The organism is Streptomyces sp. NPDC022552 (assembly GCF_055561875.1).
In genome coordinates, this window is the sequence record NZ_JBVHGJ010000011.1 from 25,409 (window position 1) to 49,373 (window position 23,965).

General features: G+C 71.9%; 20 protein-coding genes and 1 pseudogene. 9 read left to right on the plus strand and 12 right to left on the minus strand.

The window, feature by feature from the left end; translation table 11 throughout:
* Nucleotides 1–9 precede the first annotated feature (9 nt).
* Nucleotides 10–207: a helix-turn-helix transcriptional regulator gene (locus tag ACZ3OF_RS25790; protein ID WP_361673407.1), complete on the plus strand. Its 198-nt coding sequence runs from the start codon at nucleotides 10–12 to the stop codon at nucleotides 205–207.
* Nucleotides 208–290: 83 nt separating this feature from the next.
* Here ACZ3OF_RS25790 and ACZ3OF_RS25795 read toward each other — a convergent pair whose 3' ends face one another.
* Entirely contained in the window at nucleotides 291–2,630 is a 2,340-nt protein-coding gene (locus ACZ3OF_RS25795; protein ID WP_467307055.1) for an MMPL family transporter, read from the minus strand.
* A 163-nt stretch (nucleotides 2,631–2,793) separates the two neighbouring features.
* Between ACZ3OF_RS25795 and ACZ3OF_RS25800 the strand changes: the two genes are divergently transcribed.
* Complete coding sequence (locus ACZ3OF_RS25800) at nucleotides 2,794–3,477, plus strand: TetR/AcrR family transcriptional regulator (protein WP_361673412.1); 684 nt, start codon at nucleotides 2,794–2,796, stop codon at nucleotides 3,475–3,477.
* On the opposite strand, the pseudogene ACZ3OF_RS25805 reads toward ACZ3OF_RS25800, so the two are convergent.
* Nucleotides 3,455–3,885 (minus strand): annotated as a pseudogene (locus tag ACZ3OF_RS25805) (cation:proton antiporter domain-containing protein); the annotation flags it as partial. The gene ACZ3OF_RS25800 and the pseudogene ACZ3OF_RS25805 sit on opposite strands and share 23 nt — an antisense overlap.
* A 281-nt stretch (nucleotides 3,886–4,166) precedes the next feature.
* Between ACZ3OF_RS25805 and ACZ3OF_RS25810 the strand changes: the two are divergent.
* Complete coding sequence (locus tag ACZ3OF_RS25810) at nucleotides 4,167–4,400, plus strand: heavy-metal-associated domain-containing protein (protein WP_361606262.1); 234 nt, start codon at nucleotides 4,167–4,169, stop codon at nucleotides 4,398–4,400.
* Between the two features lie 88 nt (nucleotides 4,401–4,488).
* Nucleotides 4,489–6,729: a heavy metal translocating P-type ATPase gene (locus ACZ3OF_RS25815; RefSeq protein ID WP_361673414.1), complete on the plus strand. Its 2,241-nt coding sequence runs from the start codon at nucleotides 4,489–4,491 to the stop codon at nucleotides 6,727–6,729.
* 456 nt (nucleotides 6,730–7,185) lie between these two features.
* On the opposite strand, the gene ACZ3OF_RS25820 is transcribed toward ACZ3OF_RS25815, so the two are convergent.
* Nucleotides 7,186–8,475: a citrate synthase gene (locus ACZ3OF_RS25820; RefSeq protein ID WP_361439808.1), complete on the minus strand. Its 1,290-nt coding sequence runs from the start codon at nucleotides 8,473–8,475 to the stop codon at nucleotides 7,186–7,188.
* 179 nt (nucleotides 8,476–8,654) lie between these two features.
* Nucleotides 8,655–10,880 (minus strand): SF1B family DNA helicase RecD2, encoded by a 2,226-nt coding sequence (gene recD2, locus ACZ3OF_RS25825; RefSeq protein WP_467307058.1) that lies wholly within the window; start codon nucleotides 10,878–10,880, stop codon nucleotides 8,655–8,657.
* 155 nt (nucleotides 10,881–11,035) lie between these two features.
* On the opposite strand from recD2, the gene ACZ3OF_RS25830 reads away from it, so the two are divergent.
* Complete coding sequence (locus ACZ3OF_RS25830; RefSeq protein WP_467307060.1) at nucleotides 11,036–11,530, plus strand: hypothetical protein; 495 nt, start codon at nucleotides 11,036–11,038, stop codon at nucleotides 11,528–11,530.
* On the opposite strand, the gene ACZ3OF_RS25835 is transcribed toward ACZ3OF_RS25830, so the two are convergent.
* Genes ACZ3OF_RS25835 through ACZ3OF_RS25845 form a run of 3 tightly spaced genes read right to left on the minus strand, consistent with a single transcriptional unit; the run spans nucleotide 11,527 to nucleotide 14,635 of the window.
* The gene (locus ACZ3OF_RS25835; RefSeq protein ID WP_467307259.1) at nucleotides 11,527–12,306 is read right to left on the minus strand and encodes a sugar phosphate isomerase/epimerase family protein; all 780 of its coding nucleotides are present in this window, start codon (nucleotides 12,304–12,306) and stop codon (nucleotides 11,527–11,529) included. The two genes, ACZ3OF_RS25830 and ACZ3OF_RS25835, sit on opposite strands and share 4 nt — an antisense overlap.
* 29 nt (nucleotides 12,307–12,335) lie before the next feature.
* Complete coding sequence (locus ACZ3OF_RS25840; protein ID WP_467307062.1) at nucleotides 12,336–13,487, minus strand: dihydrodipicolinate synthase family protein; 1,152 nt, start codon at nucleotides 13,485–13,487, stop codon at nucleotides 12,336–12,338.
* Nucleotides 13,484–14,635: a Gfo/Idh/MocA family protein gene (locus ACZ3OF_RS25845; RefSeq protein WP_361673422.1), complete on the minus strand. Its 1,152-nt coding sequence runs from the start codon at nucleotides 14,633–14,635 to the stop codon at nucleotides 13,484–13,486. The genes ACZ3OF_RS25840 and ACZ3OF_RS25845 overlap by 4 nt, the downstream gene beginning before the upstream one ends.
* Before the next feature lie 154 nt (nucleotides 14,636–14,789).
* On the opposite strand from ACZ3OF_RS25845, the gene ACZ3OF_RS25850 reads away from it, so the two are divergent.
* Nucleotides 14,790–15,836 carry a LacI family DNA-binding transcriptional regulator gene (locus ACZ3OF_RS25850; RefSeq protein WP_361673425.1) on the plus strand — a complete coding sequence of 349 codons (1,047 nt, stop codon included), beginning with the start codon at nucleotides 14,790–14,792 and terminating at the stop codon, nucleotides 15,834–15,836.
* Between the two features lie 158 nt (nucleotides 15,837–15,994).
* Here the strand turns inward: ACZ3OF_RS25850 and ACZ3OF_RS25855 are convergent, their stop codons facing one another.
* Both ACZ3OF_RS25855 and ACZ3OF_RS25860 read right to left on the minus strand, forming a co-directional pair.
* On the minus strand, nucleotides 15,995–16,558 hold the full coding sequence (locus ACZ3OF_RS25855; protein WP_361673427.1) for an AAA family ATPase: 564 nt from the start codon (nucleotides 16,556–16,558) through the stop codon (nucleotides 15,995–15,997).
* Between the two features lie 53 nt (nucleotides 16,559–16,611).
* Complete coding sequence (locus tag ACZ3OF_RS25860; RefSeq protein ID WP_361673430.1) at nucleotides 16,612–17,517, minus strand: EamA family transporter; 906 nt, start codon at nucleotides 17,515–17,517, stop codon at nucleotides 16,612–16,614.
* Nucleotides 17,518–17,627: 110 nt separating this feature from the next.
* Here ACZ3OF_RS25860 and ACZ3OF_RS25865 point away from each other — a divergent pair, with 110 nt between their 5' ends.
* The 3 genes from ACZ3OF_RS25865 (at nucleotide 17,628) to ACZ3OF_RS25875 (ending at nucleotide 21,251) form a co-directional block, all read left to right on the plus strand.
* Nucleotides 17,628–18,539 carry a LysR family transcriptional regulator gene (locus tag ACZ3OF_RS25865; RefSeq protein ID WP_467307066.1) on the plus strand — a complete coding sequence of 304 codons (912 nt, stop codon included), beginning with the start codon at nucleotides 17,628–17,630 and terminating at the stop codon, nucleotides 18,537–18,539.
* 164 nt (nucleotides 18,540–18,703) lie between these two features.
* A complete protein-coding gene (locus ACZ3OF_RS25870; RefSeq protein WP_361673435.1) occupies nucleotides 18,704–20,524 on the plus strand; it encodes a glycoside hydrolase family 3 protein in 1,821 nt (606 codons plus the stop codon).
* Between the two features lie 88 nt (nucleotides 20,525–20,612).
* Entirely contained in the window at nucleotides 20,613–21,251 is a 639-nt protein-coding gene (locus ACZ3OF_RS25875) for a hypothetical protein (protein ID WP_467307068.1), read from the plus strand.
* A 221-nt stretch (nucleotides 21,252–21,472) separates the two neighbouring features.
* Here ACZ3OF_RS25875 and ACZ3OF_RS25880 read toward each other — a convergent pair whose 3' ends face one another.
* The 3 genes from ACZ3OF_RS25880 to ACZ3OF_RS25890 form a co-directional block, all read right to left on the minus strand.
* Nucleotides 21,473–22,924, minus strand: a complete 1,452-nt coding sequence (locus ACZ3OF_RS25880) for an aminopeptidase (protein WP_361673439.1) — start codon at nucleotides 22,922–22,924, stop codon at nucleotides 21,473–21,475.
* 125 nt (nucleotides 22,925–23,049) lie between these two features.
* Entirely contained in the window at nucleotides 23,050–23,463 is a 414-nt protein-coding gene (locus ACZ3OF_RS25885; protein WP_467307071.1) for a hypothetical protein, read from the minus strand.
* Between the two features lie 65 nt (nucleotides 23,464–23,528).
* Complete coding sequence (locus tag ACZ3OF_RS25890; protein WP_361673445.1) at nucleotides 23,529–23,894, minus strand: hypothetical protein; 366 nt, start codon at nucleotides 23,892–23,894, stop codon at nucleotides 23,529–23,531.
* Between the last annotated feature and the right edge of the window lie 71 nt (nucleotides 23,895–23,965).

Here is a 23,965-nt window from a genome sequence, read left to right on the forward strand (position 1 = left end):
GTGCCACGCATGACGGACAGACGGCTCTGGTCGTACAAGGACATCGCCGCACACATCAAGGTGCAGCCGGACACCGTCCGCTCCTACCGGAAGCACGGCCTCCTGCCGACACCCGACCATGTCGAGTCGGGCAAGCCCTACTGGTACGCGGACACGATCCGCGCCTGGGTGGCCAACCGCCCGGGCAACCGGAGTCGCCGGGACTGACCTCCACCCGGCACGGGCAGGGCCCCACACCCCACAACGGGTGCGGGGCCCTCGGTCTGTCCGGGACGATCCGGGCCGCCCGCCTAACGGCCGACGGACTCCCTGTCCCGGGCGTCCTCGTCCGCCGGCTCCGACGGTTCCGCCCGGTCCGACACCTCCGCCCGCTCCGGTGCCGCGGCCGGCGCCTTCGTCGCACCTCCGCCCTCGCTGACTCCGAACCGGTCGTGGAAGCGGCGCAGCGGGCCGGGGGCCCACCAGGTCAGGCGGCCGGTCAGCTTCATCACGGCGGGCACGAGCAGGCTGCGAATCACCATCGCGTCCACCAGCACGGCGAGCGCGATGCCGAGGCCCAGCATCTTGGTGTTGGTGACCCGCGAGGTGCCGATGGCCACCATGACGACGGCCAGGATCACGGCGGCGGCGGTGATCAGGCCACCCGTGCGGCGCAGGCCGAACCGGACCGCGTGGTCGTGGTCGCCCGTCTCGTCGTACTCCTCCTTGATCCGGGATATCAGGAACACCCCGTAGTCCATGGAGAGTCCGAAGGCGACGCAGAACATCAGCACCGGCAGGGTCGTCTCGATGTCGCCGGTCGGGGTGAAGCCGAGGAACCCGGAGAGGTGGCCGTCCTGGAAGACCCAGACGACCGCGCCGAACATCGCCGTCAGGCTGAGCCCGTTGAGGACGACGGCCTGGATCGGGATCAGCACACTGCCGGTCAGCAGGAAGACCAGGAGCAGGGTGACGACCACGATGATCGCCCCCGCCCACGGGAGCCGGTCGCCTATGGCGTCCTTGGAGTCGACCAGGACGGCGGCGGCTCCGGTGACGGACGTGTCGAACGGGGCGGGCTCGGCGCGCAGTTCGCCGACCACGCGCTGGGCGGTTCCGCCGACGCCCTCGCCCTCCGGGATCACCGTGAAGTACGCGCGGGCCTCGGCGCCGCCGGTGCCCGAGGGCACCGGTCCGTCCACCCGCACGATCCCGTCGAGGGCCGCGATCCGCTCGCGGTAGCCGGCGTACTCGGCCGGAGTGGCGCCGCCTTCGGCGAGGACCGTGATGCCGCCGCCGGGGCTGCCGGGGAAGCCGTCGCGCAGCTCGTCCTGGACCACCCGGGACTCGGCGGTGGTCGGGAGCTGCCGGTCGTCGACCGTGCCGAACGTGGCTCCGAGGAAGGGAAGTCCGAGCAGCACGAGACCCGCCGTGGTGACGACGGCGAAGACGGGCGCGCGCCGCATCACCAGCGTCGCCGTCCGCGCCCAGCCGGCCCCCGGCTCCCTGGGCCCCGGCTCCGCCGCACCCGGCGCCGTCGACCCCGCCGCCTCCGGCTCCGCGCCGTCGACGGCCCGCCTGCGGCGCCTGAACAGGCGCCGCAGGTCGAGCGCGTTGACCCGCTCCCCGAGCAGCATCAGTGCGGCGGGCAGCAGGACCAGCGCGGCCGCCGCGGCGAGCAGCACCACCGCGATGCCCGCGTAGGCGAAGGAGCGCAGGAAGTACTGCGGGAAGACGAGCATCGCGGCGAGCGAGGCCGCCACGGTCAGGGCGGAGAAGAGCACCGTCCGCCCGGCCGTCCGCAGTGTGGTCCTGACGGCGGTCCGGGTGTCGGCCCCTCCGGCGAGCTCCTCGCGGAACCTGCGGACCACGAACAGGGCGTAGTCGATGGCGAGTCCGAGCCCGAGGGCCGTCGTCAGGTTCTGCGCGAAGACCGAGACGTCGGTGAGTTCGGTGAGGCCGCGCAGTACCGCGTTCGTCCCCAGGATGGCCACGATGCCGATCCCCAGCGGCAGCAGGGCCGCGACCGCGCTGCCGAAGACCATGACGAGCAGGACGAGCGTCACCGGCAGGGCGATCAGCTCGGCGCGCAGCAGGTCCTCCTCGACGACCGTCTGCATCTCGTGCTGCACGGCCAACTGGCCGCCCACGGAGACCTCGACCGGTCCATGCGTGCCCCGGTAGTCGGGGGCGATCCGCTCCAGGATCTCGCCGGCCGCCTTCTCGTCCCCTTCGACCCGGGCGACGATCACCGCCTGCCGGCCGTCCTCGGAGCGCAGGGCCGGAGAACCGGTCCCCCAGTAGGAGCCGATGCCGCCGACCCCCTCCTCGGCGTCGAGCCGCTCGGCGAGCCGCCGGGCCTCGGCGGCCACGCCGGGATCGTCGACCCCGCCCTCCCGCGCGCTCACGAGCAGGAGCAGATTGGGCTGTGAGTCGGGGAACTCCCGCTCCAGGACCTGTGTCGCATACGTGGATTCGGCGTCCGGGTCCTCGAAACCGCCGCTCCCCATCCGGTCGGCGACGCCGCTGCCCGCGAGAACGGAGAGCGCGGTGATCACGAGCGCGACCAGCAGGGACAGCCGTGGCCTGGCCGTCACGAACCGGGTCCACCCCCCACCCGGTGCGGGCCCTGAATTCTTGACTTCGGCCATGACGCGGTGTCCCCTTCACCGTGACCCATGCGCTCGCTTCCCGGCAGGTCGCATGGGTCGCCCATTGCCATAGACTGGCAAACACGAGTCATCGCTCGCGTTTCACAAGAATGCGAGCGACCTCTCGTGTTTGTCAAACATGCTGAGAGAGCTGGGGACAGTCATGTCCGAGGAGACGCCCGAGAGTTCGGCGGACCAGAAGCCGCGCCGTCGGCAGGCCCGCGGCGAGCGGCGCATCGCGCAGCTGCTCCAGGCGGCCGCGAACGTCTTCTGCACGAACGGCTACACAGCCGCCAGCACCAACGCGATCGCCCGCGAGGCCAGCGTCTCGCCCGGAACGCTCTACCAGTACTTCCCCAACAAGGAGGCGATCGCCGTCGAGCTCGGCGGCCGTCTGCTGCACCAGATGCGCGAGATGCACGGACAGGCGTTCACCCCGGCCAACCTCGCCCTGCCGCTGCCCGAGCTCGTGGACGCGGTGCTCGACCCGATGATCGAGTTCAACTGCAAGAACCCGGTCTTCCTCGCCCTGATGCACGGCTCCGAGATCCCCGGCCGGATCGCCGAGGAGCACGACGCCCTGCACGCCTCGCTCCTCGCCTCGGTCCAGAGCCTGTTCGACCACCATCTGCCGGACCACACCCCCGAGGACCGCACCCTCAAGGCCGAGATGACCTTCGCGGTCGTCAAGGGCGGTCTCACCCTGATCCTCGCCGCCGCCGAGGGGCCGGAGCGGGACGCGGCGATCGCCGAGCTGAAGGCGCTCCTCCTGAGCTACCTCGGCCCGCTCATCGGAAGCTCCCCGACCGCCGTCGGCAGCGCGCTCACCACGACTCCGACCCCGTAACCGCCTCCCCGACCCCCGCCCTGGGGGCGGCGCCCGCCTTCGCCCGGATCTTCATCGCGAGGATCGGGAGGACGAGGACGGAGAGCACCCGCCCCCACGAGCGCCGCCGCCTCGCCCGCCGTCAGCGCCTTGTCGTCGAACCCGATGGTGGTGATCGCGACCACGAGCGGCAGGGCCGTGGACTCGTAGAGCACCAGCGCGCTCCGGTCCCCGCGCGCCAGGTCACCCCGGGGCGAGGAACCAGACCGGCCCGCCCCGCACCACCACGAACAGCAGCAGGAAGACCGGCAGCAGGAGCAGCGTCCGGCCGCCGTCGAGCAGCGAGTCCAGGTCGAACTCGATGCCGGTGACGACGAAGAAGACCGGGACCAGGAAGCCGAAGCCGACGGCCTCGACCTTCTCCAGGATGAGGACGTCGGGGCCGACGAGGATGCCGAGCAGGATCTCGAAGATGACGAGCGGGACGGGCAGCCGGCGGCCCCACCGCGTAGGCCGGCAGGGGCGCCAGGACGGCGATCGACATGACCAGGATCAAGGTGGTCCCGGAATGCGACATGTCGGGTATCTACCATGGGCGACAGCCCTCACGGGCCACGAGGTCGGCGCCGGACTGGATTCATACCCCCTAGGGGTATAAAGTGTGCTTCAGTACGACCCAGTACCAGCACGCCCTCGAAGAGGAGACCGTCATGACCGCCGAGACGACGACCGAACTCACCACCGTGTACCAGGTCAAGGGAATGACCTGCGGGCACTGCGAGGGCGCGGTCTCCAGTGAGATCTCCGAGATCGCCGGGGTCTCCTCCGTCAAGGCCGTGGCCTCCACCGGCCAGGTCACCGTCGTCTCCCAGGCCCCGCTCGACGAGGAGGCCGTCCGCGCCGCCGTGGACGAGGCCGGCTACGAACTCGTCGGCCAGGCCTGATCCACGAGGCTCGGACCGCACTCCCGGCACACACGGACAGGGCCGTACCGTACGCGGTACGGCCCTGCTCCCGTTCGGAACGGCACCCATGACATCGAGCACCGCGACATCGAGCACCGCGCCCACCGTCACGACCGAGCTCCTCATCGGCGGGATGACCTGCGCCTCCTGCGCGGCCCGCGTCGAGAGGAAGCTCAACCGGATGGACGGCGTCACGGCGACCGTCAACTACGCCACGGAGAAGGCGAGGATCGCGCATCCGGCGGGGACGGAGGTCGCCGATCTGATCGCGACGGTCGTCAAGACCGGTTACACCGCCGAGGAGCCCGCGCCCCCGGCCCCGGAGCCGTCGGAGGCACCGCGCGAGGCCGATCCCGAGCTCGATCCGCTCCGCACGCGGCTGACCGTCTCGGCGGTGCTCTCCGCGCCGGTCGTGCTGCTCGCCATGGTCCCCGCCCTCCAGTTCGACAACTGGCAGTGGCTCTCCCTCACCCTCGCCGCGCCGGTCGTCGTCTGGGGCGGGCTGCCCTTCCACCGCGCCGCCTGGACCAACCTGCGGCACGGCGCGGCGACCATGGACACCCTCGTCTCGATCGGCACGCTGGCCGCGTTCGGCTGGTCGCTGTGGGCGCTGTTCCTCGGTGACGCGGGCATGCCCGGCATGCGGCACGGCTTCGACCTCACCGTCGGCCGCGCCGACGGCGCCTCCACCGTCTATCTGGAGGTCGCGGCCGGCGTCGTCACCTTCATCCTCCTCGGCCGATACCTGGAGGCCCGCGCCAAACGGAAGGCGGGCTCCGCGCTGCGCGCCCTGATGGCGCTCGGCGCGAAGGACGTGGCCGTCCTGAGGGACGGTACGGAGGTACGGATCCCGGTGGACGCGCTGCGGGTCGGCGAACTCTTCGTCGTCCGCCCCGGAGAGAAGATCGCCACCGACGGAACGGTCACCGAGGGCGCCTCCGCCGTCGACGCGTCCCTGCTCACCGGCGAGTCCGTCCCGGTCGACGTGACCGCCGGCGACCCGGTCACCGGTGGCTGCCTCAACACCTCGGGCCGGCTCGTCGTCCGGGCGACCCGGGTCGGCGCGGACACCCAGCTGGCCCGGATGGCCGCGCTGGTCGAGGACGCCCAGAACGGCAAGGCCGAGGTGCAGCGCCTGGCCGACCGGATCTCCGCCGTGTTCGTCCCCGTGGTGCTCTACATCGCCCTCGGCACGCTGCTGACCTGGCTCTTCGTGGTCCAGGACACCACGGGCGCGTTCACCGCCGCCGTCGCCGTACTGATCATCGCCTGCCCCTGCGCCCTCGGGCTCGCGACCCCGACCGCGCTCATGGTCGGCACCGGCCGCGGCGCGCAGCTCGGCATCCTGATCAAGGGCCCGGAGGTCCTGGAGTCCACCCGGCGCGTCGACACGGTCGTCCTCGACAAGACCGGGACGATCACGACCGGCCGGATGCGGCTCCGGAAGGTGTACGCGTACGAGGGTGTGGACGAGGCCGAGCTGCTGCGCCTCGTGGGCGCCCTGGAGCACGCCTCCGAGCACCCGGTCGCCCGGGCGGTCGCGGCGGGCGCCGCCGAGCGGCTCGGCCTGCGCGTGGACGAGCTCCCCGTACCGACGTCCTTCGAGAACGTGCCCGGCCTCGGGGTGCGCGGCACGGTCGACGGCCACCACCTCCTGGTCGGCCGCGCGGCGCTCCTCGAGGCGGAGGGCGTCGAGGTCCCCGGCGTACCGGAGCACGGGGCCGTGCAGGTCGCCTGGGACGGCCGGACGCGCGGGGCGCTGACGGTCGCCGACGCCGTGAAGGAGACCAGCGCGGAGGCGGTCGCCCGGCTGCGCACCCTCGGGCTGAGGCCGGTCCTGCTCACCGGGGACGGGCGGGCGGTCGCCGAGACGGTGGCCGCGGAGGTGGGCATCGACGCGGACCAGGTCTTCGCCGAGGTGCTGCCGGAGGAGAAGGTCGACGTGGTGCGGCGTCTGCAGGCGGAGGGCCGGACGGTCGCGATGGTCGGGGACGGCGTGAACGACGCCGCCGCGCTGGCCACCGCCGACCTGGGCCTGGCCATGGGGACGGGCACGGACGCCGCGATCGAGGCGAGCGATCTGACGCTGGTCCGCGGCGACCTGCGGGTGGCCGCGGACGCCATCCGGCTCGCGCGCCGGACCCTGGCGACGATCAAGGGAAACCTGGGGTGGGCGTTCGGTTACAACTGCGCCGCCCTGCCGCTGGCCGCGTCCGGATTGCTGAACCCCATGATCGCCGGATTGGCCATGGCATTTTCGTCCGTATTTGTCGTGACAAACAGCCTGCGACTTCGGAGGTTCGCGTGAATTCACCTACACGTGACGCACAGGACCTTCACAAAGAGACCTAGATCACAGATATTTGGGGGTAACCATTCGGGCCGTTCGCGAGTCTAAGTGGGCGATGCCAAGAACGTCTTGGGGGACGTTCATGGGATGTCTTGGGGGACGTTCCAGGCAAGCGTTGGCCGGGGCACGTGCACCGGGGAGCTTTGAGCGGCCCTCCCGTACGTACGTACCCCGGCAGACCGCGTAGACCCGCCTAGCTTCTGCTGAACCCGGCAGACGCCCGGCCCGGATCCCGTGGGGGGAATCCGCACCGGGGATATGGAAAGCGCCCCGCTCGCCGACCCGTGGGGGGATCGGAAGCGGGGCGCTTTTCGTTGGCGTCTCGTGCGGCACGGCCTCGCGCGGCACCACCTCGCGCCGCGCCGCCATGTGCGGTGCCCGGCGACGAGGTGAGGCGTCAGCGGCGGTGAGGTGTCAGCGACCCTCGACCGGGACGAAGTCGCGCAGGACCTCGCCCGTGTAGATCTGGCGCGGGCGGCCGATGCGCGAGCCCGGCTCCTTGATCATCTCGTGCCACTGGGCGATCCAGCCCGGCAGACGGCCGAGCGCGAAGAGCACGGTGAACATCTCGGTCGGGAAGCCCATCGCGCGGTAGATGAGGCCCGTGTAGAAGTCCACGTTCGGGTAGAGGTTGCGCGAGACGAAGTAGTCGTCGGAGAGCGCGTGCTCCTCCAGCTTGAGCGCGATGTCCAGCAGCTCGTCGGACTTGCCGAGCGCGGAGAGCACGTCGTGCGCCGCGGCCTTGATGATCTTGGCGCGCGGGTCGAAGGACTTGTACACCCGGTGGCCGAAGCCCATCAGGCGGACGCCGTCCTCCTTGTTCTTCACCTTGTTGATGAAGGAGTCGACATTGCCACCGTTGGCCTGGATGCCCTCGAGCATCTCCAGGACCGACTGGTTGGCGCCACCGTGCAGCGGGCCCCACAGGGCCGAGATGCCGGCGGAGATCGACGCGAACATGTTCGCCTGGCTCGAACCCACCAGACGGACGGTGGACGTCGAACAGTTCTGCTCGTGGTCCGCGTGCAGGATCAGCAGCTTGTCGAGCGCCGAGACCACGACCGGGTCGAGCTCGTACTCCTGGGCCGGGACCGAGAAGGTCATGCGCAGGAAGTTCTCGACGTACCCGAGGTCGTTGCGCGGGTAGACGAAGGGGTGGCCGATCGACTTCTTGTACGCGTACGCCGCGATCGTCGGCAGCTTGGCGAGCAGCCGGATCGTGGAGAGGTGGCGCTGCTTCTCGTCGAACGGGTTGTGGCTGTCCTGGTAGAACGTGGACAGCGCGGAGACCACCGAGGAGAGCATCGCCATCGGGTGGGCGTCCCGGGGGAAGCCGTCGAAGAAGCGCTTGACGTCCTCGTGCAGCAGCGTGTGCTGGGTGATCTCGTTCTTGAAGGTCGCGAGCTCGTCGACCTTGGGAAGCTCACCGTTGATCAGCAGGTACGCCACCTCAAGGAAGGTGGAGCGCTCCGCCAGCTGCTCGATGGGGTAGCCGCGGTACCGCAGAATGCCCTGCTCGCCGTCGAGGTAGGTGATGGCGGATTTATAGGCGGCGGTGTTGCCGTATCCGCTGTCCAGGGTGACCAGACCGGTCTGGGCTCGGAGCTTCCCGATGTCGAAGCCCTTGTCGCCGACGGTGCTTTCGACCACCGGGTAGGTGTATTCACCGTCCGCGTACCGCAGTACTACAGAGTTGTCGCTCACGTCATCCCTCACCGACGTAGTGCCTCTTCTTCGAGGTGCCCTGACTGTCTCTACCATCCCCCATTTGGCTCAGGAGAGTGCACTCGGGGTCGACCATTGGGCCATTTGGCGGCACTCAGTGCCGCCAACCTGCTCATCTTGCCCCCTTCGCCCCGATCGGGGAAGTCCGGGGTGGTCTTTCACACGGCTGCCGAGAGCCGGTGAGCCAGGGCGGTGAAGCGTCTGCCTGCGGAAACCGTACGCACGGCCTGGGCGATCGCCTTCCGCGAACCGACGAGCACGACCAGCTTCTTCGCCCGGGTGACGGCCGTGTAGAGCAGGTTCCGCTGGAGCATCATCCAGGCGCTGTTGGTGACGGGGATCACGACCGCCGGGTACTCGCTGCCCTGGGAGCGGTGGATCGTGACGGCGTAGGCGTGGGCCAGCTCGTCCAGCTCGTCGAAGTCGTAGCCGACCTCCTCGTCCTCGTCGGTGCGCACGGTCAGCCGCTGCTCGACGGCGTCGAGCGAGGTCACGACACCGACGGTGCCGTTGAAGACGCCGTTGGCGCCCTTCTCGTAGTTGTTGCGGATCTGGGTGACCTTGTCCCCGACGCGGAAGACCCGGCCACCGAACCGCTTCTCGGGGAGGTCGGGGCGGGCCGGGGTGATCGCCTGCTGAAGCAGCCCGTTCAGCGCGCCGGCGCCCGCGGGGCCGCGGTGCATGGGCGCCAGGACCTGGACGTCCCGGCGGGGGTCGAGCCCGAACTTGGCGGGAATCCGCCGGGCCGCGACCTCGACGGCGACCCGCGCGGCGTCCTCGGTCTCGTCCTCCGCGAAGAGGAAGAAGTCCGGCAGGCCGGTGGTGACGGGCGGCAGACCGGCGTTGATCCGGTGGGCGTTGGTGACGACGCCGGACTGCTGGGCCTGGCGGAAGATCCGGGTCAGCCGGACGGCCGGCACCGGGCTGCCGGGGGCCAGCAGATCCCCGAGCACCTCGCCCGCGCCGACCGAGGGCAGCTGGTCCACGTCACCCACGAGGAGGAGGTGGGCACCGGGTGCCACGGCCTTCACGAGCTTGTTGGCGAGGAGCAGATCGAGCATGGAGGCCTCGTCCACGACGACCAGATCGGCGTCGAGCGGGCGGTCCCGGTCGTAGGCCGCGTCCCCGCCCGGCTTGAGCTCCAGGAGCCGGTGGACGGTCGACGCCTCCGTGCCGGTGAGCTCGGCGAGGCGCTTGGCGGCGCGGCCGGTGGGGGCGGCGAGGACCACCTTGGCCCGCTTGGCGCGGGCCAGCTCCACGATCGAGCGGACGGTGAACGACTTGCCGCACCCCGGGCCGCCGGTGAGCACGGCGACCTTACGGGTCAGGGCGAGCCGCACCGCCTCCTCCTGCTCGGGCGCGAGGGAGGCCCCGGTGCGGTCGGCGAGCCAGGCGAGGGCCTTGTCCCAGGCGACGTCCTGGAAGGCCGCCATCCGGTCCTCGGCGGCGTGCAGCAGGCGCTTGGTCTGGCCGGCGAGGGAGAGCTCGGCGCGGTGGAAGGGGATCAGATAGACGGCCGTGACGGGCAGCCCCTCGGGCCCCGGAACCGACTCCCGTACGACCCCCTCCGGGTCCTCCACCAGCTCCGCGAGGCACTCGATGACCAGCCCCGTGTCGACCTGGAGCAGCTTCACGGCCTCGCGGATCAGCTGCTCCTCTGGCAGGAAGCAGTGGCCCTGGTCGGTGGACTGGGACAGGGCGTACTGGAGCCCCGCCTTGACCCGGTCCGGGCTGTCGTGCGGGATGCCGACGGCCTGGGCGATCTTGTCGGCGGTGAGGAAGCCGATGCCCCAGATGTCGGAGGCAAGCCGGTAGGGCTGGTTCTTCACGACGGAGATTGAGGCGTCCCCGTACTTCTTGTAGATCCGCACGGCGATGGAGGTGGAGACCCCGACGCCCTGGAGGAAGACCATCACCTCCTTGATGGCCTTCTGCTCCTCCCAGGCGGCGGTGATGTTCTTCGTCCGCTTGGGGCCGAGGCCCGGCACCTCGATCAGACGGGCCGGGGACGCCTCCAGGATGTCGAGGGTGTCCACACCGAAGTGCTGGGTGATGCGGTCGGCGAAGACGGGGCCGATGCCCTTGATGAGGCCGGAGCCGAGGTAGCGGCGTATGCCCTGGATGGTGGCGGGCAGCACGGTCGTGTAGTTCTCGACGGTGAACTGCTTGCCGTACTGCGGATGGGAGCCCCAACGCCCCTGCATCCGCAGCGACTCACCCGGCTGAGCCCCGAGCAGCGCCCCGACGACCGTGAGGAGATCGCCGCCACCGCGCCCGGTGTCCACGCGGGCGACCGTGTACCCGCTCTCCTCGTTGGCGTACGTGATCCGCTCCAGCACCCCTTCGACGACCGCCTGACCGTGACCCTGACCCTGGTTGGACATGCCCAGACGGTAGCGAAGGGCTCGGACATCGGGTGGGCGCCTGTGGACGAGACCGTTCGTCGGGGCCACCGCGCACCATCCGCTGACGACGGCGGGGCCGGAGGCCGCGCCGGCTCGACATGCCGACGCGCGGCGCGCGTCCCAGCGTGTCGACCATGAGCGGATCCTCCTTCCAGGCCGACGTCCTGCACGAACTCGGCGACGACCGGCTGCGGGAGATCGCGGGCCTGCTCGGCACGGACCGGGTCGGCGCCGAGCAGCTCGTCGGTACGTCGGTCGCCGAGCTCTCCGGCGAACTCCGCCAGGCGGCGTCCGAGCCGGCCAGCGCGGACGAGGTCCGCGCAGCGGTCGAGGAGGCCCCCCCCCCCGGAGCCCCCGCTCCAGGGCGTGGCGGCCTTCGGCGGCCCGGTGAGCGGCGGGCTGATGAAGAAGTAGGAGGCCGGGAGGCCCGGGCGGGAGGCCAGATGGGCACCCAGGCCCCAGGCAGGCCAGACGGGCAGGCCAGGACACCCGGGGCCGGCCGGGCAGCCCGGGCGCGCAGGTCAGGGCCCCGGGCGGGCCGGGGCGGCCGCACATCCGCCCCGGTCCGCCCGGCCCTGACCGGGGCGGCCGCACATCCGCCCCGGTCCGCCCTGACCGGGGCGGTCTAGGTCGCGTGGCGGAGGTACCTCGCCAGTGTCTCCGCAAGGACTTCCGCGCCGTCCCGCGCCCACAGGGACTCGTTGAAGAGTTCCACCTCGATCGGGCCCCCGTACCCCGCCTCCTCCACCCGCTCGCGCCACGACCGCAGGTCGATCGCGCCGTCGCCCAGCTGGCCACGGCCGTTGAGGACGCCGACCGGCAAGGGGGTGGTCCAGTCCGCCAGTTGGAAGGCGTGGATGCGGTCCGAGGCACCCGCGCGGGCGACCGCTGCCGGAGCTCGGTCGTCCCACCAGATGTGGTACGTGTCGACCACCACGCCCACCTGCGAGGACGGGAACCGCTCGGCGATCGCCAGGGCCTGGTCCAGGGTGGAGATCGCGCAGCGGTCCGACGCGTACATCGGGTGGAGGGGTTCGATCGCCAGGCGGACGCCCCGGTCGCCCGCGTACGGAGCGAGTTCGGCGATGGCGTCCGTGATCCGGGCGCGGGCAGCCGTCAGGTCCCGGCTGCCCGGGGCGAGGCCGCCCGAGACCAGGACCAGGGTGTCCGTGCCCAGGGTGGCCGCCTCGTCGATCGCGGCGCGGTTGTCGTCCAGCGAGTCCGCCGTCGTGAAGAAGCCGCCCCGGCACAGCGACGTGACCGTCAGGCCCGCATCGCGTACCAGCTTGGCCGCCGCCTCCAGGCCGTACTCCGCGACCGGCTCCCGCCACAGGCCCACGCCCGGGACCGAGAGCCGTACGCACTGCTCCACCAGCTCCGGCAGCGACAGCTGCCTCACCGTCATCTGGTTGATGCTGAACCGCGAGAGAAGGCTCACCGGGGGACTCCGTACACCGTCAGCAGGGATCTCATCCGGGACTCCGCCAGCTCCGGATCGGGGAACAGGCCGAGCCCGTCCGCCAGTTCGTACGCCCGCGCCAGATGCGGCAGCGAGCGGGCGGACTGCAGGCCGCCCACCATCGTGAAGTGGTCCTGGTGGCCGGCCAGCCAGGCCAGGAACACGACCCCCGTCTTGTAGAAGCGGGTCGGCGCCCGGAAGAGGTGGCGCGACAGCTCGACCGTGGGGTCGAGCAGCTCGCGGAAGCCCTTCGTGTCGCCCGTGTCCAGGATCCTCACCGCCTCCGCCGCCAGCGGCCCCAGCGGATCGAAGATGCCGAGCAGGGCGTGGCTGAACCCCTGCTCGTCCCCCGCGATCAGCTCCGGGTAGTGGAAGTCGTCGCCCGTGTAGCAGCGCACCCCCTCCGGGAGGCGGCGGCGCAGGTCGATCTCGCGCCGGGCGTCCAGGAGCGAGACCTTGATGCCGTCGACCTTGTCCGGGTGGGCCGCGACGACCTCCAGGAACGTCTCGGTCGCCGCGTCGAGGTCGGCCGAGCCCCAGTAGCCGTCGAGCGCCGGGTCGAACATCGGCCCGAGCCAGTGCAGGATCACCGGCTCGCTCGCCTGGCGGAGGAGGTGGCCGTACATGTCGAGGTAGTCGTCCGCGCCCTCGGCCGCCGCCGCGAGGGCGCGCGAGGCCATGAGGATCGCCTGGGAGCCGGTCTCCTCGACCAGCGCCAGCTGCTCCTCGTACGCCTTGCGGACCGTCACGAGGTCGGCGGCACCCATGAGCTGGTCCGTGCCCACTCCGCACGCGATGCGGCCGCCCACCGCCTTCGCCTCGGCAGCCGACCGGCGGATCAGCTCCGCCGCGCCCGCCCAGTCCAGGCCCATCCCGCGCTGCGCGGTGTCCATCGCCTCCGCGACGCCGAGGCCCTGCGCCCAGAGGTGGCGGCGGAAGGCGAGGGTCGCGTCCCAGTCGACGGCCGCAGGCCCGTCGGGCGTGGTGTCGGCGTAGGGGTCGGCGACGACATGCGCGGCCGAGAACACCGTACGGGAGGTCGGCGCGCCGGCCACGGGGGCCGGAGTGCGGGCCGGGCGCGGGCTGTACTCCCGTACCCCGCCGGCGCCGTCGGGAAGGCGGATCACAGCGCGACCTCCGGGACCTCCAGGCGCCTGCCCTCGACCGAGGACCGCAGCCCCAGCTCGGCGAGCTGCACGCCGCGCGCGCCCGCCAGCAGGTCCCACTGGTACGGCTCGTCCAGGACCACGTGCCTCAGGAAGAGCTCCCACTGGGCCTTGAAGCCGTTGTCGAACGTGGCGTTGTCCGGGACCTCCTGCCACTGCTCGCGGAAGGGCTCGGTCGCCGGGATGTCCGGGTTCCAGACCGGCTTGGGCGTGGCGGAGCGGTGCTGGACGCGGCAGTTCCGCAGGCCGGCGACGGCGGAGCCGTGGGTGCCGTCGACCTGGAACTCGACGAGTTCGTCGCGGTTGACGCGGACCGTCCAGGAGGAGTTGATCTGGGCGACCGCGCCACCCTCCAGCTGGAATATGCCGTACGCGGCGTCGTCGGCGGTCGCGGCGTACGGCTTGCCGTGCTCGTCCCAGCGCTCCTGGACGTGCGTGGCGACGTGCGCGGTGACACCGGTGACCCGGCCGAACAGCTCGTGGAGTACGTACTCCCAGTGCGGGAACATGTCGACGACGATGCCGCCGCCGTCCTCGGCGCGGTAGTTCCAGCTGGGGCGCTGGGCGTCCTGCCAGTCGCCCTCGAAGACCCAGTAGCCGAACTCCCCGCGCACGGAGAGGATCCGGCCGAAGAAGCCGCCGTCGATGAGGCGCTTCAGCTTGAGCAGGCCCGGCAGGAAGATCTTGTCCTGGACGACACCGTGCTTGACGCCCTTCTCGGTGGCGAGCCGGGCGAGTTCCAGGGCGCCCGCCAGGTCTCCCGCCGTCGGCTTCTCGGTGTAGACGTGCTTGCCGGCGGCGACGGCCTTGCGGATCGCCTCGACGCGCGCGGAGGTGACCTGGGCGTCGAAGTAGATCTCCACCGTCTCGTCCGCGAGAACGGCGTCGAGGTCGGTGGACCACTCGGTGAGCCCGTGGCGCTCGGCGAGCGCGCGCAGGGCGTGCTCGCGGCGGCCGACGAGGACGGGTTCGGGCCAGAGGGTCTCGCCGTTGCCGAGGTCGAGTCCGCCCTGCTCGCGCAACGCGAGGATCGAGCGGACGAGGTGCTGGCGGTAGCCCATGCGTCCGGTGACGCCGTTCATGGCGATACGGACAGTCCTGCGTGTCACGAAGGTGCCTCCATCACGTACGTACTCCCAAACAGAAAGCGCTTTCTACGAACGGAGACGCTAGCCTGCCGACAACACACCGGACAAGGGGTCCGCCCTCCTCCGCGCGGTGCCGCAGGCTCGTTCGCCCGACAATCTCCCCCGGAGGTACGCGATGACCGTCACGCTGGCGGATGTGGCCGCGCGTGCCCAGGTCTCCCCCGCCACCGTCTCCCGCGTCCTGAACGGCAATTACCCGGTCGCCGCGTCGACCCGGGAGCGGGTGCTGCGGGCGGTGGACGAGCTGGACTACGTACTGAACGGGCCCGCGAGCTCGCTCGCAGCCGCGACGTCCGACCTGATCGGCATCCTCGTCAACGACATCGCCGACCCCTTCTTCGGGATCATGGCGGGCGCTGCGCAGGGGGCGATCGGGGAGGGCGCGCCGGGGCGGGCGGGCGGCGAGAAGCTGGCCGTCGTGTGCAACACGGGCGGCTCGCCCGAGCGCGAGCTCACGTACCTCACGCTGCTCCAGCGGCAGCGCGCCGCCGCCGTCATCATGACCGGCGGGTCCCTGGAGGCCCCGGACCACATGGCGGCCGTGTCGGCGAAGCTCGCGAAGCTGACGGACGCGGGGACGCGGATCGTGCTGTGCGGGCGGCCGCCGGTGGAGGGGGACGCGAGCATGGCGGCGCTCACCTTCGACAACCGGGCGGGGGCGCGGCGGCTCGCCGAGCACCTGCTCTCGCTGGGGCACCGGCGGATCGGTTACGTGGCGGGGCCGGCGGACCGGACGACGACCCGGCACCGGCTGGAGGGCCACCGGGAGGCACTGGCGGCGGCGGGGCTGCCGGAGGGGCCGACGGTGCACGGCCGGTACGACCGGCGGTCCGGCTACGACGCGACGCTCGAACTCCTGCGCAGGGAGCCGTCGCTGACGGCGATCGTGGCGGCGAACGACACGGTGGCGCTGGGCGCGTGCGCGGCGCTGCGGGACCGGGGGCTGCGGATTCCGGAGGACGTGTCGGTGGCGGGCTTCGACGACCTGCCGTTCTCGATAGACGTGGTCCCGGCGCTGACGACGGTACGGCTCCCGCTGCACGACGCGGGCGCCCGTGCGGGCCGCCTCGCGGTGGCCACGGAGGAACCCCCGCCGGGCGGGGTGACGACGATCCCGGCGGAGCTGTTGGTACGGGATTCCACGGCCCGCCCCCGCGACTGACGGGCTGCCCGGAAACCACCGCCCGGGCGGGGCGGGCACCTCGCGCGCGTGAAGCGCGGCTACCGGCCCGAAGCCGGGCCCCGCGCCGCCCGGCCCACAGCCGGTCGCGCACGGCCGGGGCACCGACCCGGGCCCCGTACCCACACCCGTGCGCCCCGCTACGACGCCGCCGTGGCCAGGCCCGTCGTTCTCAGGACCTCGTCGACCGTCTCCTCCACCGACAGCTCCGCGTTGTCGAGCCAGATGCCGTCGGCCGACAGTTCTTCGCGCATCGCAGCGTCCAGTGGGGCCCAGTTCGTCGTCAGGCGCTTGTCGCGGGCGTTGTTGCGTTCCCAGGCCTTCGTCGCGCCGGGCGCGAGGAAGACCGTGTGGAAGGGACGGGCCTTCAGGGTCGCGCGGTAGAAGTCGAGGTGGCTGCGGCGGACCACCACGTCGTCGACGACCGGCAGGAAGCCGGCCGCCGCGAAGCTGTCCGCCAGCAGGCACGCGTTCCGGGCGCGCAGGAAGATCTGGCGGTCGGCCTCCGGGTCGTGGTCCATCGTCGGCCAGTGGCCGCCGCTGACGATCAGCTCCTGGATCTCGTCCACCTCGATGTGCGCGGCGCGCGCGAACCGGGCCGCCAGGGCGGCCGCGACGGTCGACTTGCCGCTGCCGGGAATGCCGCTCAACAGCACGGCCGCGGGCGCGGGTTCACGGTCGACCGGGACCAGGTCGAAGGCCATCCGGGGCTCCTCTCGATCAAGGAGCCAGGTTACGACCGCCTCCGCCCCGTCCGTCACACCCGGGCCTCCGTCCGCCCGACGGCCTCCGGGGTGGCCGCCGTCCCTCCGCCGCGCGACAGCGACGTCAGCGCCACTCCGCCGACGAGCAGCGCCGCCGCGCACCAGCGCAGGGGGCTGATGCCCTCGCCCAGGAAGAGCGCCGCCGAGGACATCCCGAAGACCGGGACCAGGAGCGAGAACGGGGCCACCGAGGAGGCCGGATAGCGGCGCAGGAGCCAGCCCCAGGCACCGAAGCCGAAGATCGTGACGACCCACGCGACGTAGACGATGACGCCCACGCCCGCCCAGTCGAGCCCCCGCAGCGCCGCGAGGTCCCGCTCCGGGCCCTCCAGGAGGAGGGAGAGGACCAGCAGCGGCAGGATCGGCACGACGCTGACCCAGACCATGAAGTTGAGGGCGTCCGGCGGGGACGCCTTACGGGTCAGGACGTTGGAGACACCCCAGCAGGCCGCCGCCGCGATGCAGAGCGCGAAGCCCACCAGCGGGCCGCTCGCGCCCTCGTCGACCGCCGCCACTCCGATGCCCGCGAGCGCGACCGCCATGCCCGCGATCTTCGCCTTCCCCGGCCGTTCGCCGAGCGCGACGACGGCGAACAGGGCCGTGAAGACCGCCTGGATCTGGAGGATCAGCGAGGAGAGCCCGGCGGGCGCGCCGAGGTCCATGCCCGTGAACAGCAGGCCGAACTTGGCCACTCCCAGGGCCAGCCCCACCCCCACGATCCACTTCCAGGCGACCTTGGGCGGGCCCACCAGGAACACGGCGGGGAGCGCGGCGACGAGGAAGCGGAGGGCGGAGAAGAGCAGCGGCGGAAAGTGGTCGAGACCGATCTCGATGACGACGAAGTTGACTCCCCAGACGGCGGCGACGAGCGCGGCCAGGGCGACATGGGCAGGGCGCATGTGAGAGAGCGTCACGCATGATGACCGTGTAGCACCAGCGCATATTCCTTCATGATTGGATGAAGCAACGCTTCATCCAGGACCTGCCCCCGCCCCCGAGGAGCCCGCCCATGCTCGATCTCGGACGCCTGCGCGCCCTCCACGCCGTCGCCGTGCACGGCTCGGTGGGCGCCGCGGCCGCCGCCCTCGGCTTCAGCCCGTCGGCCGTCTCCCAGCAGATCGCCAAGCTGGAGCGCGAGACCCGTACCACCCTCCTCGAACGCCGGGGCCGCGGGGTGCGGCTCACCGACGAGGCACACCAACTGGCCGCCACCGCCCAGCAGTTGCTGGCCATCGTCGAGGAGGCGGAGGTACGGCTCGAAGAGCGGCGCGGGCTGCCCTCCGGGCGTCTGTCGATCGGCTGCTTCGCGAGCGCCGCGCGCGGTCTGATGCCCCGGGTCCTCGCGGAGCTGGCGACCCGTCACCCCGCCCTGGACGCCCGCCTCACGGAGGTGGACCCGCACATCTCGATCGAGCTCGTCGGGCGCGGCGTGATCGACCTCGCCGTCGCCCACGACTGGGACATCGCGCCGATGCCGACCCCGCCCGGGGTGGAGCAGGCGGTGATCGGCGACGACCTGTGCGACCTACTCGTACCGCGTGACCATCCGATGGCGACGCGCGCGTCGATACGGCGGGAGGAGCTGGCGGACGAGCGGTGGATCACGCAGCCGCCCGGGACCGTCTGCCACGACTGGTTGATGCAGACCCTGCGGGCCACCGGCTACGAGCCGCACATCGTCCACCAGGCGGAGGAGAACCACACGCAGGTCGCCCTGGTCGCGGCCGGCCTCGGGATCGCGCTGGTGCCGCGCCTCGGCCGCGGGGCGCTGCCGCCCGGGGTGACTCCGGTACGGCTGGACCCGATGCCGACGCGCCGACTGCACGCGCTCTGGCGCACCGGAGCGGCCCGCCGCCCGGCGATCACGGAGACCGTCCGCACGCTCCAGGAACTCTGGCCCCAGGTCTCCGCCGCCGCCTGACCTCTGCACGGATCCCGGAGGGACCCCGAGCGGATCCCGAACGGATACCCGAGCGGATCCTTGCGCGGATCCTTGACCTGGCAGTTACTTTCGGGCTATCCGTTGCACCTTGGAAGTTTCCTTCACCCACTTCCGTCAACCCCGCACGGCCGGAAGGAGCATCAGTGCACCACCGCGCCCCCTCCCGACGCACCCTCCTCACCGTCACCGCCGCCGCCGCGGCCGCCGCCGTCACCGGCGCCACCACCCCCGTCGCCCACGCCCAGCCGGACACCGGCCTCAGGAGCCTCCAGCGGCTCATCTCCCGTATGTCGCTGGAGGAGAAGGTCGGCCAGCTCTTCGTGATGCGGGTGTACGGCCACTCCGCCACCGCGCCCGACCAGGCCGACATCGATGCCAACCTCAAGGAGATCGGCGTCCGCACGGCCGCCGAACTCGTCGAGAAGTACCACGTCGGCGGTGTCATCTACTTCTCCTGGGCGCACAACACCCGCGACCCGCGCCAGATCGCCGAGCTCTCCAACGGCATCCAGCGGGCCGCCCTCGCCCAGCCCACCCCCGTCCCCGCCCTCATCTCCACCGACCAGGAGCACGGCATCGTCTGCCGGGTCGGTGAGCCGGCCACCCTGCTCCCGGGGGCGATGGCGCTCGGCGCCGGGGGCTCCCGCTCCGACGCCCGCGACGCCGCCCGGATCGCGGGCACCGAGCTGGCCGCCGTCGGCATCCGGCAGAACTACGCGCCCGTCGCCGACGTCAACGTCAACCCCGCCAACCCCGTCATCGGCGTACGCTCCTTCGGCTCCGACCCACAGGCCGTCGCCGGCCTGGTGTCCGCCCAGGTCAAGGGGTACCAGCATGCCGGTGTCGCGGCGACCTCCAAGCACTTCCCCGGCCACGGCGACACCGCCACCGACAGCCACTACGGCCTGCCGACCATCACCCACACCCGCGCGCAGTGGGCCGAGCTCGACGCCCCGCCGTTCCGGGCCGCCATCGCCGCCGGCATCGACTCGATCATGACCGCGCACATCGTCGTGCCCGCGCTCGACCCGAGCGGGGACCCGGCGACCCTCTCCCACCCGATCCTGACCGGCATCCTGCGCGAGCAACTCGGCTACGACGGCGTGGTGGTGACGGACTCCCTCGGCATGGAGGGTGTCCGGACGAAGTACGGCGACGACCGCGTGCCCGTCCTCGCGCTCAAGGCGGGCGTCGACCAGCTGCTCAACCCGCCGAAGCTCGACCTCGCCTGGAACGCGGTCCTCCAGGCCGTCAAGGACGGCGAACTGACCGAGGCCCGACTCGACGAATCGATCCTGCGGATCCTGCGCCTCAAGGCCAAGCTGGGGCTCTTCCGTCGGCCGTACGTCACCGGCCGCGGTGTGGACCGTACGGTCGGCACCGCCGCCCATCTGGCCCGCGCCGACCGGATCGCCGAGCAGACCACGACCCTGGTCGTCAACGAGGGCGGGTTCCTGCCGATCAGCCGCCGCAGCCACGGCGACGTGCTGGTCGTCGGCGCCGATCCCGCCTCGCCGTCCGGCACCACAGGCCCCCCGACCACCACCCTGGCCGCCGCCTTCACCGAACTCGGCTTCACCGCCACGGCCCTGTCCACGGGGATCACCCCGACGGCGGCGAGGATCGAGGAGGCGGTGGCGGCCGCGGCCGGCAAGGACCTGGTCGTGGTCGGCACGTACAACGTCTCGGCGACCAGCCCGCAGCGCACCCTCGTCGACCGGCTCGTGGCGACGGGGGTCCCCGTCGTGACGATCGCCATCCGCAACCCGTACGACGTCGCCTGGACCACCGGGCAGCGCGCCACCCTCGCCGCCTACTCCTGGACCGACGTCGAACTGCGGGCCGCGGTCCGGGTCCTCGCGGGCCACGCCCGGCCGCACGGCCGTCTGCCCGTCCCCGTACAGCGGGCGGACGATCCGACACGGGTGCTGTACCCGGTCGGCCACGGCCTGTCGTACACGTAACGTAACTCGCGGCGCAGACCCCCCGTTCTCCCTGGCGTGCGCCCGCCCCGGCGGGCCACCCTGGACTCGGAGATCGGGGGGTCTTTTCATGCGCGCTCCCAGGAGCGGGGCGGGGCTGTCCGTGGCGTGCGCGGCTCTGCTGTCCATGGCGTGCGCGGGCCTGCTGCCGGCCCTGACCGGCTGTCGGCAGGCGGCCGACAGCGGGCCGCCGCGGCCCGTCACGTACACGAGCTCGCCCCACGACCACGGGGCGATGTTCCTCGGGCCCGGGGACTGTTCCACGCGCGGGGCGGTGTTCCGTGAGGTTCCGTGCACGAGCGAGAAGGCCGTCGCGCGGGTGACGACCCGGTCCCAGGGCGCCACCTCGGGCGGTCCGACGTGCCCGGCGACCACGGACTTCGTGCTGCACGTCTCGGAGAGCCGACCCGCGGCGGACGAGAACGGGGACGGGTCCGTGCCGCGCGGGTACGCCTGCATGCGCAATCTGGAACCTCCCCATCCGGGCGACCCCGGGGAGGGCGGCGGGCCGCACACGATCGTCGGGGACTGCGTGTCGTCCTCGGGCGAGGGCCGGGTCAAGGAGACCGCGTGCGACGGATCGGGGGCCCGTGCGCCCGCGTTCCGGGTCGCGTCGGCGGTCACGAGCCGCGACCGCTGCCCGCCCACGACGGCGCTGTTCGTGGCGCTGGGCGGGGAGCGACCGGTGGGCTGCGCGCGGCGGCTGTGAAGAGCGGTGGGCGCGCGGTTGCGGCGAAGAGCCGTCGGCACGCCCGGCGGGGCTGAAGAGCGGTGGGCGCCCGGTTGCGGTGAATTGAGCGGTCGGCGCCCGGCGGCCGTGAAGAAGCGGTCGGCGCCCGGCGGCCGTGGAGAGCGATCGGTGCGCGGCGGCCGTGGAGAAGGGTGGGACGCGCCCGGCGGCCGGGGGGCCGCCGGGCGCGTCACGCGTCGCTACGGGCGTACGCCGCGCTCCCGGTTCAGTTCGTCGTCCGCCGGCTTGTCGAGCCGGGCGTCGAAGCGGGCCAGGGGCTGCGCGGCCGACGCCGTCGGGGCGTCCACCCCGGCCCAGGCGAGGATGCGGGCCGTGGCCTTGGTGCGCTCGGCCTCGACGAGACCGGCTACCTGGGCGCCGTGGTTGGCTCCGGGGGCCGTGAAGACGTAGCTGTCACGGGCGCCCTTGCCGACGCGGAACGGCTCCGCTCCCCACGGGTCGTTGCCGCCGTACACGAACAGCATCCGGTTCGCGTTCTTGCGGACCCAGTCGTCCACGTCCCGCATCGCCGCCGGCTTGAAGGTCGTCGGGATCTCACTCGGCACGAAGTTCCGCGCCGGCTGGTAGCCGTAGCGGGTGAGGCCCTTCAGGTGCGGCAGCTCGATGCTGGGCGAGCCGAGCTCGGTGGCCGCCTGGTAGTAGTACGGCGTGTACGGGTCGAGGCCCTGGTCGGTGTAGAAGGACCAGCCGGAGTACGCGTCGATCGTCTCGTAGACCTGGTCGTCGGTCGCGGTCTTCGCGTCCGGGACCGAACCGCAGACGTCCTCGCCGTAGTACTGCCAGAAGCCCCAGACGAAGTCGAGGACGACGGCCTCGTACGCCTTGTCCAGCGTGCCGACGGTGTTGAAGGTGGCGCCCTCGGACTCGGCCCACTCCTTGTACTTCTTCTGCAGCGGGGCGCGGCGGACGAGCGCCTCGCGCTGCATCGCGTTGAGCCGGTCGCGGCACTCCTTGGTCCCGACGTTCTCGAAGAACCGGTCGTACGCCGAGTCCTCCTTGTTGTTGACGTCGTTCGGCGCCACGTACGCGACGACGCCGTCCATGTCGCGCGGGTAGAAGCGCTCGTAGTACGTGGCCGTCATACCGCCCTTGGAGGCGCCGGTGGAGAGCCACTTCTGCCCGTAGATCTTCTTCAGGGCGGTGAAGATGCGGTGCTGGTCGCTCGCGGCCTGCCAGATGTCGAGCTTCGACCAGTCGGCGGGCTGGGGCCGGGACGGCGTGAAGAACCGGTACTCCATGGAGACCTGGTTGCCGTCGATGATCCGGGTGGGCTCGCGGCGGCTGGGGGTGGTGCTCAGCCCGTAGCCGCTGGTGTGGAAGACGGTCGGACGGTCCGTGTCCTTGTGGAGGACGGAGATCCGCTGCTTGAACGTGCCCTTCCACGGACGGCGGTGGTCGATCGGCTGGGTGTAGTCGAGCACGAAGAAGCGGTAGCCGGCGTACGGCTTCTCCTCGATGAGGCTCATCCCGGGGATCGCCAGGATGCGGTCCTTGATGTCCGTACCGACGGCGCTGTCCGCGGCGGCGGTCGGGCTGCCGGTGGCCGGCTCGGCGGCGGTAGCCGCACCACTCGCCCCGACGGTGCCTATGAGCACCGTGAGCGACGTCAGCCAGATCAGCGACTTGCGCATTCACCCTCCCCTTGATTCACAACGGTGTCGCGAACCTAGCGGGGGCAACGTGCGTGCCGCCAGACCCAGTTGGCCCTTACCTTCGCAACGACACAGGTTTCGTCACGGGTTGCGATGCCCGGACCTCAGCAGAGGACCCAGCCCGTCGAGCCGCTCCGCCCGGCGACGGTACCGGTGGCGCGGACACAGCGGTTCAGGGCGTGGACGGTGACCGGCCCGGCCTGGCGGGTGAACTGGCCGCTGTCGACGACGGGCCGCCCGCCGCGGGGCTGGAGGGAGACGGACATCGCGCGGCGCTCGCCGGGGTGCTTGGCGACGGCGAGGGCGCAGACGTACTGCCGGCTCCGGTAGAGACGCAGCTCTCCGGTGGCGAAGGTGACGGTCTTGGTGGCTCTGCCGCTGCAGACCGAGGCGGCCTCGGCGTGCGTGACCCCCGGCCCGGCCAGGGTGAGGGCGCCGGCGGTGAGCAGAACCGCCAGGAGATACCCGAGCAGCCGATTGCCGCGCCCCGCCTCCGTCACACTGATCCCATCGAACATCTGGAGCCCCTCCCGACGTCATGCCGTACATGCGTACGACGCAGCGGAGCCCTGCACGGTTGCCTTCACCCGAACGAGGTGACGACCAGCAGCAGGAAGACGGACTCGGCGCCGACCAGGGTCCAGAAGGCTGCCTTGCGGGAGGTGGCGGGCTCGGCGGGCCCGTCCGGGGTGCAGAGGGCGTGGATCCAGGCGATCGCGGTGATCGCGAAGGTGACGAGGTAGAACCAGCCCGGAGTGGAGCCGCAGGACGTGCCGTAGGCGACGCAGCGGCCGGCGTTCTCCGTGCTCAGGGCGAGGAGTCCGGCGACGATCGTGGCGGGCACGAGCAGGAGCCCGGCCCACAGCGCGCGGGTGCGCAGACGGCGGGCGGCGGTCGGGGCCTCGGGCGGGGTGACGGGCGTGACCCAGCCGGGGTGCTCGTTGAACATGGGCCGATCCAACCCCGGGCGGGGCGGGCGGCGGGAGACGCGATGGTACTCATCCCGCCCGGCTCCCGTAC